The organism is Proteiniphilum saccharofermentans, from assembly GCF_900095135.1.
GTDB classification, from domain to species: domain Bacteria; phylum Bacteroidota; class Bacteroidia; order Bacteroidales; family Dysgonomonadaceae; genus Proteiniphilum; species Proteiniphilum saccharofermentans.
In genome coordinates, this window is sequence record NZ_LT605205.1 from 2,176,431 (window position 1) to 2,195,767 (window position 19,337).

A 19,337-nucleotide genomic window follows, 5' to 3' on the forward strand; every position below is an offset into this window, starting at 1 on the left:
TCAATAAACTGAAAATTAAAAAACAAAAATATGAAACCGGGTAATGATAATTCGCATATCGTAAGGGGAACAATAACCGATAATAGGGGAGTGCCTCTTTCAGGTTATACTGCGGAAGTATTTATTCTCACTATCGTGAATGGCGCTTCCGCGGGCAAAACAATTTCAGGTAAAAACGGGGAGTATGCTATCTCTTACAAAGTTGACGATAGGAACAATAATCCGGATATCGAGGTGCGGGTTTACGAAAAAAACGCACGGAAAGAGATCGGGAGATCTGCCATTCAATTCAATGCATCAAGTGATGAGACCCTGAACATCATTGTATCTAACGATGAAATTAAAAAAGAAACAGAATTCGGTTTGGCTTTAAATGAAATCAAACCCCATTTGGGTCAATTGAATTTAACTGAATTAAAAGAAGATGATAAAAACCGGAATATTTCGTATTTGTCAAACAAAACAGGGTGGGATGCAAGAATAACGGCAATGCTTGTCAGTTCAGCTAAATTGAGTGATAGTTTAAAAATTGATTCCTCCCATATATATGCCCTATTACGGGCAGGTGTACCGGGAACTGAAGAGGCTATTAAATCCGTTTCTTCCAAAGATGCGGAAGCTGCGATAAAAAATGCCATTGAAAAAAATATAATCCCGTCAACCGGTAATATCCGGGAAACTATTGGAACATTGGAGACATTATCAATTAATCAGATTCTTAATAACAAACTGCCATCATCCGTTTCTTCAATGAACGAAATGTTGGATATAAGAAAACTGGACACCCAACAAAAAACTATTTTTGCTCAAATACAAAAAGAAGCAGGCAATGACCCTGGAAAATTATGGAATTCCCTTTCTGAACAAGGATTTGATGCCAATACTATTGCAGCTTTACAATTAGACGGCAAACTGGGTTATCTCACAGGACAGAACGTGCCGCTTATCAGGAGGGTATACGACAAATTCAATATCAAAACAGATGTTGAGCTGGCAACCAGCGGATTATACAAAGTCGACGAATGGAAAAATTTGATTGGAAATGACTTGCCCCAGGGAATTACAGCGGATGAATATGCCCGGCATCTTGCTTTTCAGGTGAAAATCGGATATCCTACGGCAGTAGCAGGTGAAATGATAAAAAGAAAAGAAATTGACCTCGGGGCCAATGCACCCACAGATGAACTCTATCAGTTTTTCAGCAGCAATCAGACCAAAAATCTTATTGGAAGCCAACCTGTGAAAAATTGGGACGGATTCGATCAGTTAACTACTCCGGCAAAAGCTTCTGCTAAAATCATGGAAAGAATGTACCAGATGAGTCCTTCGGATGAATCAATGGTCGCTTTGAATAAGTCAGGGCTATATTCGGCATACCAGATAGCCGGTTATACAAAAAATGAATTCTTACAAGCCTATGGTGGAAATTTCCCCAATACAGTGGAAGCCGAAATGACGTATAACAAAGCTGTCGAAATAAACAATGCTTCCATTAGTATTGCTGCCGGCTATATTACGGCTCGTACCATGCCCAACGTTTATTCCATTACCGGCAAGTCAGAGAAAGTACAAAACGAAACCATTGCTTATCCCACTCTTGAAGAACTACTGGGCAATATGGATTATTGTGCCTGCGATCATTGCAATTCAGTGCTCAGCCCTGCAGCTTATTTGGTTGAACTGCTCCATTTTATCGATCTGGAAAAAATCCCGCATGAAAAAGAAAATCCTATTGATGAATTGTTGAAACGAAGACCCGATATACAACATATCCAGCTTTCTTGTGAGAACACCAATATGTCTCTTCCCTATATTGATCTGGTGAACGAAATATTGGAACATTATATTCTTCATGGCGATCTGAAGGATTTGACAGGACATGATATAACAGAAGATATAACCCAATCGGAATTGCTTGCCGAACCCCAGTTTGTGGAAAAAACTGTGTATGATGAGCTGAAATCGAAAGTATTTCCTTATAATCTTCCTTTTCATCAACCGCTTGAAACCCTGCGGAGAATATATAAAATCTGGGATACAAGCCTGGAGGAGATGTTGTCAGTTTTTTCAGCACCATTGTCTTCAAGGAAGGAGGCGCTTAGCTTTAGTGAAGATGAATATAAAACCATTACGGATATTAACTTTAAAAAATTACCGGAATATTTCGGTGAACCTGAGGGTAACACAATTGCTCAATTAAACGCAGCCATTGCCAATGGAAAAGCCTTCTGTCACAGAACCGGTATCAGTTATGATGACCTGGCGACCTTGTTAAAAACCAATTTTATAAATCCGGGATTAACAATCGTTCCATTGTTTCAAAAATTACAGATCAATTTTACCGACCTGAATGAATTTTATAACGGCACATTGTCCGGTGCATCATTGGATGCAATGATCCCGCCTGAAATATCGCCGGATGATTATGAAGGTGATATAAAACAATGGCTTAACAAGAATAAGGATCTGATTATGGGGCTGATTACTCTTACTGATACAGTAAGCGGTTCCGTAGAGTGTGATTTTGCTAAAGTAGAATTGAGATACGTACTTCCGGAGAATGCTGGTAATCAGTTGACTGAATTTTCGTATCATAAGTTTCACCGGTTTATAAGACTGCTGCATAAAACAGGATGGAGTATCAGGACTTTGGACAGTGTTATATCCACTTTGAGTCCGGTCCCTTCAGGACAAATTCTTATTGACAATATTGATCCGGTTTTTGTAACATTGTTCAACAGGATTGCGAATTTTAAAAAAATCGCAGATCATCTTTCCTATTCTGAAAAAAAATTCGAAGAGCTGTTGCTCATTCTGAACAGTGCCAACCTGCGGGAACTACGTATCCAGCAGTGTGCAAAAATCACAAAACTGAGTGTGCCCGAATTGACAGAATTAAGTGCGATAACCGGAATAGATCCCCTTGCCGATGATATGGAAACCGATGAACCATCACTCATGAAATTTATTCTTATTGCACAGCAATTAAAAGCCAATTCCTTGAAAGTGGCAGACCTTTCCTATATTTTGCATCATGTGGATTTGACCGGTAAACTTACAGTCTCAGAGGAAACAGAACTTAAGAATGTGAAAATTTTGCGTGAAACGCTGAACAGTGTGGAAAAGGAGTACAGCATTGCTCCTGATAATGCAGATTTCAATTTTGCAAGGAGTAAAATGTCTTTGGTGTATGATGCAAGCATCACTGACTATTTCTTTGGATTGCTTCTGGGGACAAACACCTATAGCGAATCTTTCGTGACAAGTGAAGAAGTGTTACCGAAAAAAATAACTGATGCCGACACCCGGATAGGATTTGATCCATTTAAAAAGAACCTTACATACACCGGGGTTTTATCCAACACAGCCAAAACTTTACTGGAGAATACCGCAGACTCACTTGGATTGGCCGATATGGAAATTATTGGCACACAACCAGACCTGGATGCTTTTATCTCAGATTTCAAGGCTGCTGTTGATTTGTTATTCGTAATCAGCAATGCAGCACTGGCCGACTTTGCTGTAAATTATCCGGAACTGAAAAATATTTACGATCAGGTTGTCGCCGAATCTACACCTGCGTTACAAACAAAGAAACTGACAGATCTGATTTTGCCGGAGTTGAAGTCGAAACTGAAAAACAATGGTTTAAAGCAGGCTTTGATAACTGTCCTGAAATCTGATGCGGATACAGTGAATGTACTGACTGCCCAAAAAGAAACTATTCAGTCGGCATCTGATGCCTCCGAATCAGTGATAAATGATTTTTTACAGTTGGAAAATATTCCGGTATTCAATCAAAACACCACTTACAGTTTTTATATAGATGTGCCCGCAATGGATGAATATCTCTTTTACGTCTCTGCTGCGCAGGATACAGTCATTTCACTCACGATAAATGAACAGCCGGTAATCACCAATATTACTGTCGGTGAATCAAGGGAGATAAAAAACGTATTGCCTCTGTCATTGAAAACAGGGATATTGCACAAAGCTACAATGACAATTACGTCGTTGCCCGCGGCTGAAACTGTGAATTTATTATGGCGTACCAAGGCTATGGAGAAGTCTGCCATACCGGCCATGGCAGTATATGCAAAAGAAAATGTTGATTTTGCCAGGGAATCGCTTATCCGGTTATCCAAGGCCTCCCAACTGCAAAAACTCTTTGGTCTTACTCCTGCCGAATTGATTTATTTTGCTTCGGCAAATGAAGAAACAAAGAATTTCCTGAATGAATTAGACACGGACGGCAGCATCAACAACGCAGATCTAAAAACCTTATGGGGAAAAATAAATCTGCTTGTCAATTTCAAACAGATGAAAGATGAAAATGAACCTGAAGACAATATATGGCTACAGGTATTACAAAATCCTGATGTAAAGAACAGCCAGAATAAATTGTTACTCGAATATTTCAATTTGTGGAATGAGGCAGATCTTACAGGGGTACTGCAACACTTTGGATTGATCCGCAGCGATCTTTCAAAATTGAGTCTGCTGAAAAAAGTGGTTGATGCCATGGCTTTGTTGAGCAACATCTATTATCCTGCTTCAGATGTGCTTTTATGGATTACAAACAATCCGTCTTATGATTTGGTAGCCGGCATAAAAGCAACAATAAAGCAAAAAGTGACTGAAGCAGTCTGGTTGGAAATCATGCAGACTGTCAGTGATCCTGTTAGGAATTTATTGAGGGATGCTTTGGTGAGTTATGTCTTACAATACAAAAAACCATCGCCTGAAATTGTTACTCCCGATAAACTGTACGAATATTTTCTGATTGATGTGGAGATGGATGCCTGTATGAAAACTTCCCGGATAAGGATGGCGCTTTCAACCTTGCAATTATTTATTCAACGTTGCATGATGAATCTTGAACCCGATGTGTCTCCCGATTCCATACGGGCTGAGCAATGGGCATGGATGAAGCGCTACCGTTTGTGGGAAGCAAACAGAAAAGTATTCCTCTATCCGGAGAATTGGCTTGAACCCGAATTGAGGGACAATAAATCTCCCTTATTTAAAGAGCTGGAAGGAGAATTACTGCAGGCAGAAGTTACCGACGAGTCAGCAGAGCTCGCATTCCTGAATTATCTGAAAAAATTGGATGATATTGCCAAACTGGAAATCGTCGGCATGTATCTGGATGAGAATGAAAAAGGGAATCAGTTCGATGATGTTCTACACGTGATAGGACGCACCAACGGCAACACAAGACAATACTATTATCGCCGTTATGAGTATGGCTATTGGACACCCTGGGAAAAGATAAACCTCAATATAGAAGGCGATCATATTTTCCCGGTTGTGTGGAAAAAGAGGCTGCTCCTCTTCTGGTTGAATATCCTTGAAAAACCTGTTGAACGGAACACCGGTTCTTCTCCAAAAGCAATCTCCGAAAAGCCATGGACAGACCAAAAAAGGATAAATGTGGAGATCAATATGTGTTGGGGGGAATACTTTAAAGGTAAGTGGACATCTCCGAAATCGACCGAGATCAAACGACCGGTTGTAATACCAAATATCCAATCATTCGACAGCCGCACACTATCGCTCTACGGAAGAAAAGACAGGGTTGAAAATCCGGCCGGTAGGTTCAGGGAACGCCTGGATTTCTATCTGATATATTATGGTACAGGGAGTATGCACAGGGTAATATATACATCAAAGAATGCTCCTCCTTATATAGAGAAACTAAATACTTTGGTAAATATTAACCAACTGGTAGAGAATGAATACATCACATTCCTTGAATCATATATGACGCTGGATACACAGAATTATTTTACGCAGATGCTTATTCCATCCAGTATGTTTAAGACAAAAGTGAAACAACCCGCCGGCGCCACAACCAATTACGTGACCGAAAACATTTTTTCCAAAAAGGATGTTTTGAAGTCCGGCCTTTCAATTACTCCCTTGCGGCATCCGACAGAAAATCAGTTTGAAGCGCCATTTTCTTATGCGGATGAACACAGTACTTTTTTTGTACAGCCGGATGAGAAAGTATACAGGAGACTCCCCGAAATTGATAGTTACTTCCCATGGGTTGAATTGCCACTTTTAGAGGTAAATATTCCTGAATTGGTGGACAAACCAATACCCGGCTGGCCTCCGGTAATGGAAGATGTGATCAGGTTTGACGAAATAGTGAATCCTTCCGATCCATGGAATCAGGTAATAGGGCAGGTAGATTTCAATACTAACTACAATAAGATTCTTGTAACAAACGAGCCTTATCTCTTCGAGGGTAAGGTGATTAACACAAGAGGACCTGTGAATAAATTGATAAACAAATAGTTTTATAAGCATTTAAAAGTTGAATGTCATGATAGCAAATAATAATTTTCATTATCAGTCAGAACTAATGCTAAATAATAATCTGATGGTTGACAAAGGATTATTATGGTTATATTATAATAATGCACGAAAAGTGCACTATACACTTTCCCCGCATTATCACCCTTATACCGATGAACTGATTGAAACGCTTAACAGGGACGGTTTACCGGCATTATTGGATGCAAAATATCATAAGAGCCTCGAACGAACGTTGACTGACTGGTATATTCCGGGAGCTTATGCCATGTCGCCATTTCCGAAAGAGAATATTGATGTCACCGATGACGGACCGTATGCCGTTTATAACTGGGAGCTTTTCTTTCATGCTCCCCTTACGGTTGCTGTCCATCTTAGCAAAAATCAGCGTTTTGCGGAGGCACAAAAGTGGTTTCATTTTATTTTTGATCCGACATGTACCGACAGCAGTGTCGATGCACCGCAACGGTTTTGGAAATTCCTCCGTTTCAGGGAAGAAACAAAGGCTGAGTTTATCCAGAAAATGCTGACAGAGCTTGCGAAAAACGAAGACAATGAATTGAAGCAGCGTATGGAGAAAAGCATCCAGGCCTGGCGGGACAAGCCCTTTCAGCCGCATGTTATTGCCCGTACCCGCTACCTTGCCTATCAGCTGAATGTGGTGATGAAATATCTGGATAACCTTATTGCCTGGGGCGACAACCTGTTCAGGCAGGATACCATTGAAACACTCAATGAAGCTACGCAGGTATATGTGCTTGCAGCCGCCGTTTTAGGTTCGAAACCACAAAAAATTCCGCCTCGCGGAAAAAGGATTCCAAAAACTTATAAACAATTGAAAGATACCGGTATTGATGCGTTTGGCAATGCATTGATAGAAATAGAAAACGATTTTCCGTTTAACACAAATCCCACTTCCACCACTAAGGCAACTGAGGGAGGAACTTCTGCACTGTTTGGTATTGGCCGGTCCTTATACTTTTGCATTCCGCAAAATGATCAATTACTTGCGTATTGGGACACTGTGGCCGACCGTCTGTTCAAGATCAGGCATTGCATGAATATTGAAGGTGTTGTCCGCCAATTGCCGTTATTCGATCCGCCCATTGATCCCGGCATGCTGGTGAAGGCTGTCGCTGCCGGTATTGATATAGGGAGCATTGTCAACAATATCAATCAGTCCATATCTGCTGTACGCGGACCGCTACTGCTGCAAAAAGCGATGGAAATATGTGCTGAAGTGAAATCGTTGGGAAATGCTTTGCTTTCCGCGCTTGAGAAAAAGGATGCGGAACATATTGCCCTGATGCGGCAGCAACATGAATTAAACATTTCAAAACTGGTGCAGGATATAAAATTCCTGCAATGGAAAGAATCAGAAGCCGCCACTGAGTCGTTGCTGAAAAGCAGGGCCGTTGCTTTTGAAAGATACCGGCATTACAAGAGAATATTGGGAAGCAGTGATTCGGATATCGATAAATTAAAAACCATTGATCTTGCAAGGCAGGAGCTGAATGAGGAAAACTTTGACGAAGTATATGCGCAGTTCATTGGGGAATATGCAGGAGAACTAAGCCAGGAGGATTACAGGAAAGAAACATCTGTCGGCGGCTTAATGGAATTTGCAGGAAATATGGTTACCGGAATTTTGGGCGGTGAATTGGGCAAAACATTACCATTGAATAAAAATGAGAATGCAGAGTTGAATATTTTCCTGCCCAGCTACGATACCTTCAGTGCTCTTTCTTCTGCATTGAAGTTAATTTCACCGATTGTAGGCCTTATACCTCAGTTTGACGTGCACGGAACGCCATTAGGTGTCGGAGGGGCAGCTGAGTTTGGCGGGAAACAGTTAAAAGCGGCAGCTGACGGAGGTTCAGAAATTGCACAAAAAATTGCGACCGCATTTCTTACCAGCGCTGAAAGAGCTTCCAAAATGGCAGGTTATTACCGCAGGGCAGAGGATTACGTGTTTCAGGCAAACAGTGCCACTGCGGAACTTGTGCAATATGGCAGACAAATTATTTCATCCCTGATCCGTGAACAGATTACCAAAAAGGAATATGAAAATCATATCAGACAAATTGAACAGTCGGAAGAGATGAACGCCTTTCTGCAGGATAAATTTACCAATGAGGAGTTGTATAGTTGGATGCAAGGAGAAATTTCAAGGATTTATTTCTCTTGTTACCAATTTGCTTACGATATCGCAAAGAAAAGCGAACAGACAATGAAGTATGAATTGATGCGTCCTGAATTCACTGACACCGATTTCATTCAATTCGGCTATTGGGACAGTGCAAGAAAAGGCTTGTTGTCGGGTGAATCGTTGTATCTGGATCTGAAACGGTTGGAAATGGCTTATCACGAAAACAACAAAAGGGAGTATGAAATTACAAAACACATATCCATACAACGTTTGGATCCTATGGCCCTGCTGAAATTAAAAGCTACCGGCACCTGTGAAATTGCAATTCCCGAATGGATATATGATTTGGACAGTCCCGGACAGTTTATGCGGCGCATCAAGACGGTGGCTGTTTCCATCCCCTGTATTACCGGCCCTTATACTACCGTCCATGCAAAATTGACATTATTGCAGAGCAGTATCAGGATTTCATCATTGAAAGGAGACGACTACCAGCGGTCAGGTTCGGAAGACAATCGTTTCCGGGATTATAACGGCGCCATTCAATCCATTGTTACCAGCTCGGCACAAAACGACAGCGGTTTATTCGAAACCAATTTACGCGATGAGCGTTATTTGCCGTTTGAAGGTGCCGGGGCAATCAGCAGATGGAAAATCGAACTACCCAACGATATTCCTCAATTTGATTTTGAATCCATCGCCGATGTTGTGTTGCATTTCCGCTATACATGCCGGGAAGCCAGTCATCTGGCAAAGGATGCGACAACCTGGATTAAAGAGGAGATTTTATCTGATCCGGAAAAAGGGTTGCTTCAGTTATTCAGCATCAACAGCGAATTTGCAGGAGAATGGAATCTGTTTAGAACAGCCACCAATAATACTGAAAGAAAACTAGTCCTGAGTATCAATAAAAATCACTTTCCTTACTGGACTAAAACATTAGGGTTGGATGATCAGATAACTGCTACGTTCTGCAGTATGGATTTAAAGAAGAAAAAGCTGACCGTTGCAGCAGAAAATGTGGATTTAGTGGGTGATGTCGACAGTGGATGGAGTCTGACAATAGATAGTACAAATGCAGTTCCGTTTAATTTCCTGAACAAAATGCGAACTGAGAACAAAACTGTTTACATGTTGCTGAGTTATAATGCAGATTTATGAGTAGGTAGTAAATTTCGCATATAAATTTATAATGTATGCAACTAAAACGGAGACCTTTAGATATTTTTTGGGACCCATAGTGCTCGATGAGCGTTAGTAAAGGTTTTAGCTGCAACTATACCACTTACGAATCTTAAATTAGGTAGTAATCGTGATAAATTAACGGTGTAACTTTTCCCCCATGGGTATGCTAAATCCCACTTGTACGTTAAGGGCCTTGCTTTTGGTCGGGAAAAAATGGGAATTCACGTGTGGGAATATATAATCGCTTGCAAGGAAAAAACGTATTCCCTTTGGGGGAGCAAGGTGGGCGGCAAATCCCAGGGTGTTGAAAGCGCCATGCATCACGGAATAGCTTCCGGTCAGTCCCAGCCAACCGGCATGGACGAAATTTGCTGAAACCGTAAGTTCCGGAGAATTGAAATATGTTCCGAAATAGTTCGAGAACAGGACTCCGAATGACAGTCTTTCATTCAACCTGTATTCCGTCCCGATATTCAGGGAAGATCGCAACGGGACGGTTCGTTTAACCGGCTCTGTTTCCTGCAGGTCCACCGCGGATTGAAGATCTTCCACGACATCTTCAAAAACGTCGTTTAACGACGACGACCCATCGGTATGCAGTGTATAATCGCTGGGATTGATACGCACCGTTGTTTCGGGAGACTCCAGCAATACGGCGTTTTTCCTTCCAAATCTTATAAAACCGATATCCGTCAGGGCTGCGGAAATTGTTAACCCGTTCAATCCGGGAAATGTTTCCGACAGGTCGTACTGCGCCCCGATATCGAATCCGGCGCCCCATCCGGTCGCACTTGTTCTTTTCCCTTCCGACAGCTCGAATCCGTCGAATTTACCCTCTTCGTCGTGCTTCACCTTTATTCCCGGCATGGATGCTTTCAGCAGCACGGACGACTGGGCTTCCCAGTATTCTGTTCCTGCATCGACGGTTAACCGGGAAGCATTTAAATCAAAATCGGCTATCCCTATTAATCCTTTGATACGTCCGCCGACTATCAGGTTATCGTTTGTCAACGGGCGTGAATAGCCCACTCCCAACTCCAGCTTGCCGTTACCCGTGGCACGGATATTTTCTATTTCATATTTTGTCTGTTCCTGACGGCCAAATCCTTTTTTTACGAGTTCGAAAACCGATTTTGGAATAGTGGCATCCACGTGTGTCTTGATATCCAGATCGATGCTCCAGAAATCGTCGTTCCTGTAAAAGCCCAGCCCGAACAGCTTGTAAGAAAACGCGCCGATGACATAATTGTTATTTTTCATCCTGTTTAAAAAATCATCGGCATCTACTGATTGGTGGAGAAAAGTTACCCGTTCTTCTCCGGCTTTCCTTGTAAGATGGTCGAGGTTGAGTGTATTTGTTTTCACCTCGCCGTAAAAGCTCGGCAATACCGGTAAAACCATATATCCCTGATTGGGTCGTAATGCCGGGTTCAAGGAACCTCGTTCGAATGACGATTGCATAAAATATTCAGTTTTACTCTGGCCCTTTGCCGTGCCGGAAACAAAATAAAATGCGATAAAAATAATAAGAATAGGGATCGGGAAACGTTTCATTTTTATTATTTTTTTTGATTTTCAAAAAGATAAATGAGCGATATGCGCTATATATGAAAAGAGGATTGTTTATAAAGTAATGGACATACCGCCGGTATTGAGTACAAGCTTGTCGAGCAGAAGGTAGCTGTCTTTACCCAGGGAAGAAGGAAGGGTGTCGATAACTATTGAGATACACAATGACCGTGCCGGTTTCATGTATTTCATATATTCTTTTCCGAAAACGATTGCTGCTTTTTGTCTCGATGTGCGCTCGACATATATGTTCGGAATTTTAATCTCCTCAATGACTTTCCCATTTGCATCCAGAATACTGAACCCGATATTCATCAAAAACGGATCCTTATTTCCCAAATAAAGTTCTAAGTCCGAATTCAATACCACGTCGTCTGCCCCATCATAAAAAAAGCGTTCGATAACCTCATCGTTAAAAATCCCCTCCACAACCGTTTCCAACATATATTGAGTAGCGGTAATTTCCAGTCTCAGTTCTTCGGGAATATCAATCGTGTAGCCCGAAGTATTCAGGAAGATAGTATCTAATTGGCCGAGAGGCACAGCCGGAATGTTGAAATGGGCCGTTTTGTTTATAGCGTCAAAATCATAATCGTGGTCGATGCACGATTGAAATATCAGGCATAGCCCGATACCGAGTTGAAAAAAAACTGATTTTAAATTCATATTTTGTGCTGTGAAGTTTCAATATCTGCGATAAATATATGCAATTTCTTCGTATGACGCACTTTCTTCGCAAAAAAAACAGATTGTTGAGGTATCAAACCTATTGGATAGGTAGGTTATTTATATCATTTGTTTACCCCATTGTTTATCCATAAAAAAACAGCTACAGGTTTTATGCTGTAACTGTTTAATATTCAATTTGTAGCGAGAGGGGGGCATGATCCCCCGACCTCATGATTATGAATCATGCGCTCTAACCAACTGAGCTATCTCGCCAACAAAAAATAAGAATTTCCCTCCGGAATTCGAGGTGCAAAAGTAGTACAACTTTTTGAATCCTGCAACAACAAAACCGAAAAACATACAAGGAAATTAAAAAAACAGCAAAAGTGATCCCGTGGAAGGAGGAGTCACTTATTATCAAAATAATATAGCGGGTTACATTCATATAGAGTGGTAAAAGTCGGTTTAAAATTGTAATTTTGCAGCCTCAAAGGTATTTTATACAAATCTAGTGTTTGGTATATGGAAACCTTTAGAACCCGCACTTTCAGAATCAGAGAAAGTTCGTCAACCATAAGACTATGATCAATATTTGACAATTGAAACGTCTTGGCTCTTGGTTCTTGGCTCTTGGTTCTATTTAAATTGACAGATAATGATCTATCCCGATAATTTCGAACAGAAAATAGAATTTCAGAAAGTACGCCAACTCCTTTTGGAACGGTGCCTGAGTCCTCTTGGAAAAGAAAAGGTGGAAGAGATGCATTTCTCTGCTTCTTACGATGAAATAGAGCCTCTTCTTTTCCAGACTGAAGAGTTTGTCCGTATCAGGGAGGAGGAGGATTCATTTCCTGCCGACCATTTTTATGATATGCGTCCTGTGCTGAGGCGCATCCGGGTGGAAGGGGCATGGATCGACCAGAATGCCTTGTTTGAATTGCGGCGCTCATTACAGACCATCAACGGGATTGTGGCATTTCTGCGGTGTGATGAAGAGAAAACACCCAAATATCCATATTTGCTTGCATTGGCAGGTGAGGTCCTGACCTTTCCGGAAATTACCAGGAGGATAGATTCTATATTGGATGGTTTCGGGCAGGTAAAAGACCATGCGTCGCCCCGCCTGTCGGAAATCCGGCGCGAATTAACCTCTACCATGAACGGTATCTCTAAAAGCCTGAATGCCATCCTGCGAAGAGCTCAGGCCGAAGGGTATGTGGATAAGGATGTGTCGCCGAGTATGCGCGACGGACGGTTGGTGATTCCGGTGAACCCTTCCCACAAGCGAAAGATCAAAGGTATAGTGCACGATGAGTCGGCTTCGGGTAAAACGGTCTTTATCGAACCGTCGGAAGTAGTGGAAGCCAACAACCGGATCCGTGAGTTGGAGGCCGATGAACGGCGGGAGATCATCAAAATACTGACAGACTTCACTAATTACCTGCGGCCTTTTCTGCCCGATCTGCTGGAATCATACGAATTTCTGGCAAAAATCGATTTTATCCAGGCAAAAGCAGCTTTCGCAACGCTGATAGGAGGTATCAAGCCTTCTATCGACAACACTCCGCAAATCGATTGGGTGGAAGCAGTGCATCCATTGCTTTACCTGTCTCTAAAGAAGCAGAACCGGAAGATCGTCCCGCTCGATATTATCCTGGAAGGTGATAACAGGCTCCTGGTGATCTCCGGTCCCAATGCCGGTGGTAAATCTGTTTGCCTGAAAACGGTGGGGCTGTTACAATATATGGTGCAATGCGGATTATTGATCCCGTTGAAAGAGAATTCCAGGGTAGGGGTGTTCAATGATATCTTTATTGATATCGGTGACGAACAATCCATTGAGAACGATCTGTCGACCTACAGCTCTCACCTGCTGAATATGAAATTCTTTGAGAAGCATTGTAATGGTAAATCGCTGTTATTGATCGATGAGTTCGGGAGCGGTACCGAACCCCGGATAGGGGCAGCCATTGCCGAAGCGCTATTGGACAGGTTCAACCGTCGGCAGTCGTTCGGCGTGATCACCACCCATTATCAGAACCTGAAACATTTCGCCAACGAGAATAAAGGGGTAGTGAACGGTGCCATGCTTTATGACCGACATGAGATGCAGCCGCTCTTTCGTCTCGCTATTGGTAATCCGGGAAGTTCATTTGCCGTGGAGATCGCCCGCAAGACAGGTATTCCGGAAGATGTAATAGCCCATGCATCGGAGATCGTGGGGAAAGATTATATCGATATGGATAAATACCTGCAGGATATATCACGCGACAAGCGATACTGGGAACGGAAACGGGACGAGATACGCCGCGAACGGAAACGGTTGGAGGAGATCACTTCTAAATATGAGGCTGATCTGGAAACGATCAACAAGCAGAAAAAGGAAATACTGGCGCAGGCTCGTGAGCAGGCGGAACGGTTGTTGGCCGAAAGCAACGCCCGTATTGAAAATACAATCCGTGAGATCCGGGAGGCAGGAGCTGATAAGGAAAAAACCAAACAGATACGGCAATCGCTCCGGGAATTCAAAGAGAAAATAGAACCGGTCGACATGCCGGAAATAAAAAAGCGAAAAAAGCAGAAACAGAAGCAGACGGCAGGTAATGATAACGGTTTGAAAGCAGCCCAACCTCTTGCGGCCGGTGACACGGTACGGTTGATAGGCCAAAGCTCACCGGGTGAGATTATGGAGATCTCCGGAAAGAAAGCGGTCGTGGCTTTCGGGATGATCAAATCCACAGTCGATCTCAGTAAATTAGAGAGGGTAAGTGCCAATCAGATAAAAAAAGAGAAGAAAGCCTCCAATACACGCGACTTGTTGCATGAACGAAAACTCAATTTCAAGCAGGATATCGATGTGCGGGGTATGCGTGGCGACGAAGCGCTGCAGGCAGTGATGTACTTCGTGGATGATGCCATTCAGTTGGGAGTGTCCCGGGTACGAATTCTTCACGGCACAGGTACAGGAGCGCTGAGGCAGGTTATCAGGGAATATCTGGGCAGTGTACATGGGGTAGCACGTTTTCAGGATGAACACGTGCAGTTCGGAGGTACCGGTATTACGGTAGTCGATCTTGAGTAAAAACAAGCTTGACAGTCCCTTCAATATTCAAATTTTTTTTTATCTTTGTCGACGATATTAAATTTATTCTGATTTTTTTAACAATTAAACAATCTCTGATGGTTAAATTCTCCAAGCCCTTCTGGGTTGCCAATTTTGTAGAACTTCTCGAGCGTCTGGCATATTATGCCGTTTTTATTGTCATTACACTTTATTTGTCTAATGTATGGGGCTTTTCCGATATTGAAGCGGGAGTCATCGCCGGTTTGTTTTCGGCCATGCTTTATTTGCTGCCAGTGTTTGCCGGTGCCATTTCTGATAAGATCGGGTTCCGTTCGGCCATCATTCTGGCTTTTGCACTGCTGACAGTAGGGTATGCCGGGCTGGGAATCCTGCCTACGATGCTTGAAAGTGCAGGCTTGGTGAGCTATGAGATGACTACCACTTACACAGGGTTGAATGAGAGTTATCTGAGATGGTCTATCATTGCTCCGCTGATACTGGTCGTTATTGGAGGGTCATTCATCAAATCGGTGATATCCGGTACGGTAGCGCGCGAAACCACACCGGAAAACCGGGCTCGTGGTTATTCCATATTTTATATGATGGTGAACATCGGAGCCTTCACCGGAAAGACGGTAGTCGATCCGCTGAGAAGGAGCATGGGCGACCAGGGATTGGTTTACCTGAATTACTTTTCGGCAGCCATGACACTCCTTGCCCTGATTGCCGTTTATTTCTTCTATAAATCGGCAAAGACCGAAGGAAAAGGGAAAAGTTTTGCAGAGCTGGGCCGGTCGTTGGGAAAAGTGATGCTGAACGGCCGTTTGATGTTACTGATATTGATTGTGAGTGGTTTCTGGGTTATACAGAGCCAGATGTATGCCACCATGCCTAAATATGTGATCCGGTTGATCGGAGAGGGAGCATCCCCCGGATGGTATGCCAACGTGAATCCACTGATAGTATTTGTCTGTGTGAATTTCGTCACCTCAATTATGAAAAAACGGAGCGCCATCACCTCTATGATGATAGGAATGTTTATTATTCCGCTATCCGCATTGGTGATGTCCTTTGGTACGCAAGTGGGAGTAGCCAATATTCTGGGCATGCATCCCGTAGCATTCATGATGATTGTGGGGATCGCCATGCAGGCGTTGGCAGAATGTTTTATTTCACCCCGTTACCTGGAGTATTTTTCCCTTCAGGCACCGAAAGGAGAGGAGGGACTTTATCTGGGATTCAGCCACCTGCATTCATTCTTCTCCTTCTTGCTGGCTTTCGGGTTGTCGGGATTCCTGCTGGACAAATACTGTCCCGATCCACGGCTGTTCACCAATGAAGCCGGCGTCCTCGATGCAGTGGCTTACGCTGCAGCTACGCAAAACGCCCACTATATCTGGTATGTTTTTGTGGGGATCGGTGCCATCTCAGCCGTCGCGCTTATCCTTTACGGGCAAATTACGCGTAAGTTGGATATGAAAAGAGAGCAGTCGGGTACCGGAATTTGAAAAAACAGGAAATGATATCCAGAAACAGAAAACTTGCCCCCTTGCCGGGTGTTATAACATAAATAAGTATATAATTATCTTTTTTTAAAATCGTAAAGAGATATGAGATTAGATCTGAGTTCACACATTACTTTTGAAAGGGTTCCCAAAAAGTATTACAGGCCGGAAAACGATTTCGAGGAATATAATCTGTCGCGTTTCGAGAAACTGCCGGTAGCCATCTTTGAAGAATCGGGAAGAGCGGCAAAAAAAATAGCGAAGGATATCGTCACCGAGATGAAAGCAAAACAGCAAGAGGGTAAACCTTTTGTGTTAGGGATCAGCGGAGGAAATTCCCCTCTGCCGGTTTATGAGGAGTTGGTAAGATACCATAAGGAGGAAGGTGTCAGTTTCAGTAATGTGATCGCTTTTAACACGTATGAATTTTATCCGGTGCTCGATTTTACCTATAGCAACCTGCAGATGCTGAAGGAGATCTTCCTCGACCAGGTAGATATTGCACCAGAGAATATTTTTTCTCCGAATGCCACCGTTGAGAAAGATCTGATCGCCGAAAATTGCGAGGCGTTTGAGCAAAGCCTGAAGAAAATGGGTGGACTCGATTATTTGCTGTTGGGATTAGGCAGTAAAGGGAATGTAGGATTCAACATGCCTGGTAGCAGCCTTCATTCGGAAACCCGCCTGGTGATGCTCGACGGTGACTCCAGAAAAGACATTGCCCGCAACTTCGGGTCGCTCGACAAAGTACCGGTAAGCGCTATCACTATGGGAATGTCCGATATGATGGATGCAAAAAAGATTTCGCTGGTAGCCTGGAGTGAGCAAAAGGCACAGAGTATCAAGGATATCGTAGAAGGAGCGGTAACCGACCTGGTACCCGGGTCTCTGTTGCAGACACACCCTGAATCCAAAGTCTTTGTAGACCTGGCAGCCGCTTCCGAATTGACACGTATCAGCCGCCCCTGGTTAGTGACCAATTGCGAATGGACCAGCAAATTGATCCGCCGGGCTATTGTCTGGCTTTGCGGGGTGGTAAACAAACCTATCCTTAAACTGACAAATAAAGATTACAGCGATAACGGATTGAGTGAACTGATTACACTCTACGGATCGGCATACAACGTGAATATCAAAATATTCAATGACCTGCAGCATACTATTACCGGCTGGCCGGGAGGAAAACCCGACGCCGATGATACTTATCGTCCCGAAAGGGCAAAGCCCTATCCCAAAAGGGTGATTATCTTCAGTCCGCATCCCGACGACGATGTGATCTCTATGGGAGGTACATTCCAGAGGCTTGTCAATCAGGGACATGAGGTGCATGTGGCTTACCAGACCTCCGGAAATATTGCCGTGGGCGACGAAGAGGTGATCCGCTATATCTCCGTGCTGAACAGCATGCGCAAGAAATTCAATCCCGAAAACACGGGATTGCTGGAAAAATATGAAAGTATTCGTCATTACCTTTTACATGAAAAATCGAAAGATGACATCGATACCCCTGATATCCTTTTCATTAAAGGCAGAATCCGCCGTGAAGAGGCCCGTTCGGCCGACAGATATGTAGGCCTTCCGGAAGAGAATGTGCATTTCCTCGATCTGCCCTTCTACGAAACCGGTAAAATAAAGAAAAATCCCATATCGGAAAGAGATGTCAATATCGTAAAAGATTTTATTGAGACCATCAAACCGCACCAGATCTATGTGGCGGGCGACCTGGCCGATCCGCACGGAACGCACAAGGTATGCCTCGATGCAATCCTGGCTGCAGTCGACCTGATGAAAGATGACGACTGGTATAAAGATTGTCGGGTCTGGATGTATCGTGGTGCATGGATGGAGTGGGAGATAGACCATATAGAAATGGCAGTACCACTCTCTCCTGAAGAACTTCGACAGAAGAGAAACGCTATCCTCAGACATCAGTCGCAAATGGAGAGTGCGCCCTTCCTGGGAGATGATGAGAGATTGTTCTGGCAACGTTCGGAAGAGCGGAACAGAGCTACGGCTGATATGTACTGGAAGTTGGGACTGGCCTCCTACGAAGCCATAGAAGCATTTGTCGAGTATATTCCCGTACAATAACTTTCGACAGACTTTCAATCTAATAAAGAACTCCCGGTGTCCGAGACAGGTGATCGCTGTTTCCGGGCACCGGGATTTGTTTTTAAAGGAGCAAGGTGAAAGATTCATCTGCATAGTTTCATTAACTTGGTTTAGCTTTTTAGGGATCGTTCAATCGGCCAGATTCTGTTTCACTTTAAGCTATTTTTGGGGTTTATCTTCAATATCGCTCAATTCAATATAAAATTAACAGATGGTTTTGGCTATAAATCCCTAAAAAAATTGTATATTGTGAGCCTGTTTTGAATTGATAGATGTCGAAAGAGAAATTTCATATCGAATTCCTGATGGGAAATGCCACCCAGAGTAGTTTGTGGCGAATGATCAGTCAGATTGACGGCCTTTCGGAATGGTTTGCAGATGAGGTGACGATGGATGAATCAGAGACCATCTACAAATTCATGTGGGGAAAAACGGATAATGAAGCCCGGATTATTCACAAAAAACCACAATCAAGCATCCGATACAGGTGGCTTGATGAGGAAAATGAAGAACTTTATTTCGAATTTTTACTACGTAAACTTGACCTGTCGGGTGCTATGACTCTTGAAATAACTGATTTTGCCGAGCCGGATGAGAAAGGTGATGCCATAGCGCTATGGGAATTTCAGGTCGATGAAATGAAAAGAAGGCTCGGAATCTGACTTTCTCATACCGTGATATCTTTATCTTTCAATAAAAATTTAGCCGTTTTGAGTCGCCTTCGCTCCTCGATTTTCAATTCTCGCAACGGCAGAAGACGAGT

8 protein-coding genes and 1 tRNA gene are annotated in these 19,337 nt (G+C 43.1%); 6 read left to right on the plus strand and 3 right to left on the minus strand.

All coding sequences use genetic code 11. The features are described from left to right. Positions 1-30: 30 nt before the first annotated feature. On the plus strand, positions 31-6,303 hold the full coding sequence (locus PSM36_RS08495; protein WP_076930556.1) for a neuraminidase-like domain-containing protein: 6,273 nt from the start codon (positions 31-33) through the stop codon (positions 6,301-6,303). Between the two features lie 67 nt (positions 6,304-6,370). Then, positions 6,371-9,631, plus strand: a complete 3,261-nt coding sequence (locus PSM36_RS08500) for a Tc toxin subunit A-related protein (protein ID WP_076932144.1) — start codon at positions 6,371-6,373, stop codon at positions 9,629-9,631. 159 nt (positions 9,632-9,790) lie between these two features. Here the strand turns inward: PSM36_RS08500 and PSM36_RS08505 are convergent, their stop codons facing one another. The 3 genes from PSM36_RS08505 to PSM36_RS08515 all read right to left on the minus strand — a co-directional run bounded on the left by PSM36_RS08505 (position 9,791) and on the right by PSM36_RS08515 (position 12,166). Then, on the minus strand, positions 9,791-11,209 hold the full coding sequence (locus tag PSM36_RS08505) for a DUF5723 family protein (protein ID WP_076930557.1): 1,419 nt from the start codon (positions 11,207-11,209) through the stop codon (positions 9,791-9,793). Between the two features lie 69 nt (positions 11,210-11,278). Continuing rightward, complete coding sequence (locus tag PSM36_RS08510; RefSeq protein ID WP_076930558.1) at positions 11,279-11,890, minus strand: hypothetical protein; 612 nt, start codon at positions 11,888-11,890, stop codon at positions 11,279-11,281. Between the two features lie 202 nt (positions 11,891-12,092). Next, positions 12,093-12,166: transfer RNA gene (locus PSM36_RS08515), tRNA-Met, on the minus strand. A gap of 382 nt (positions 12,167-12,548) precedes the next feature. Between PSM36_RS08515 and PSM36_RS08520 the strand changes: the two genes are divergently transcribed. The 4 genes from PSM36_RS08520 (at position 12,549) to PSM36_RS08535 (ending at position 19,236) form a co-directional block, all read left to right on the plus strand. After that, a complete protein-coding gene (locus tag PSM36_RS08520; protein WP_076930559.1) occupies positions 12,549-14,975 on the plus strand; it encodes an endonuclease MutS2 in 2,427 nt (808 codons plus the stop codon). A gap of 98 nt (positions 14,976-15,073) precedes the next feature. Beyond that, positions 15,074-16,465: an MFS transporter gene (locus PSM36_RS08525; protein ID WP_076932145.1), complete on the plus strand. Its 1,392-nt coding sequence runs from the start codon at positions 15,074-15,076 to the stop codon at positions 16,463-16,465. Positions 16,466-16,567: 102 nt separating this feature from the next. Beyond that, positions 16,568-18,553: a glucosamine-6-phosphate deaminase gene (locus PSM36_RS08530; protein ID WP_076930560.1), complete on the plus strand. Its 1,986-nt coding sequence runs from the start codon at positions 16,568-16,570 to the stop codon at positions 18,551-18,553. Between the two features lie 293 nt (positions 18,554-18,846). Next, positions 18,847-19,236 (plus strand): START-like domain-containing protein, encoded by a 390-nt coding sequence (locus PSM36_RS08535; RefSeq protein ID WP_019540665.1) that lies wholly within the window; start codon positions 18,847-18,849, stop codon positions 19,234-19,236. Positions 19,237-19,337 lie beyond the last annotated feature (101 nt).

Bases quoted from the DNA above. Each gene is read 5' to 3' on its own strand.
- PSM36_RS08495 (WP_076930556.1), top strand. From the start codon at position 31: ATGAAACCGGGTAATGATAATTCGCATATCGTAAGGGGAACAATAACC.
- PSM36_RS08500 (WP_076932144.1), top strand. From the start codon at position 6,371: ATGCTAAATAATAATCTGATGGTTGACAAAGGATTATTATGGTTATAT.
- PSM36_RS08505 (WP_076930557.1), bottom strand. From the start codon at position 11,209: ATGAAACGTTTCCCGATCCCTATTCTTATTATTTTTATCGCATTTTAT.
- PSM36_RS08510 (WP_076930558.1), bottom strand. From the start codon at position 11,890: ATGAATTTAAAATCAGTTTTTTTTCAACTCGGTATCGGGCTATGCCTG.
- PSM36_RS08520 (WP_076930559.1), top strand. From the start codon at position 12,549: ATGATCTATCCCGATAATTTCGAACAGAAAATAGAATTTCAGAAAGTA.
- PSM36_RS08525 (WP_076932145.1), top strand. From the start codon at position 15,074: ATGGTTAAATTCTCCAAGCCCTTCTGGGTTGCCAATTTTGTAGAACTT.
- PSM36_RS08530 (WP_076930560.1), top strand. From the start codon at position 16,568: ATGAGATTAGATCTGAGTTCACACATTACTTTTGAAAGGGTTCCCAAA.
- PSM36_RS08535 (WP_019540665.1), top strand. From the start codon at position 18,847: ATGTCGAAAGAGAAATTTCATATCGAATTCCTGATGGGAAATGCCACC.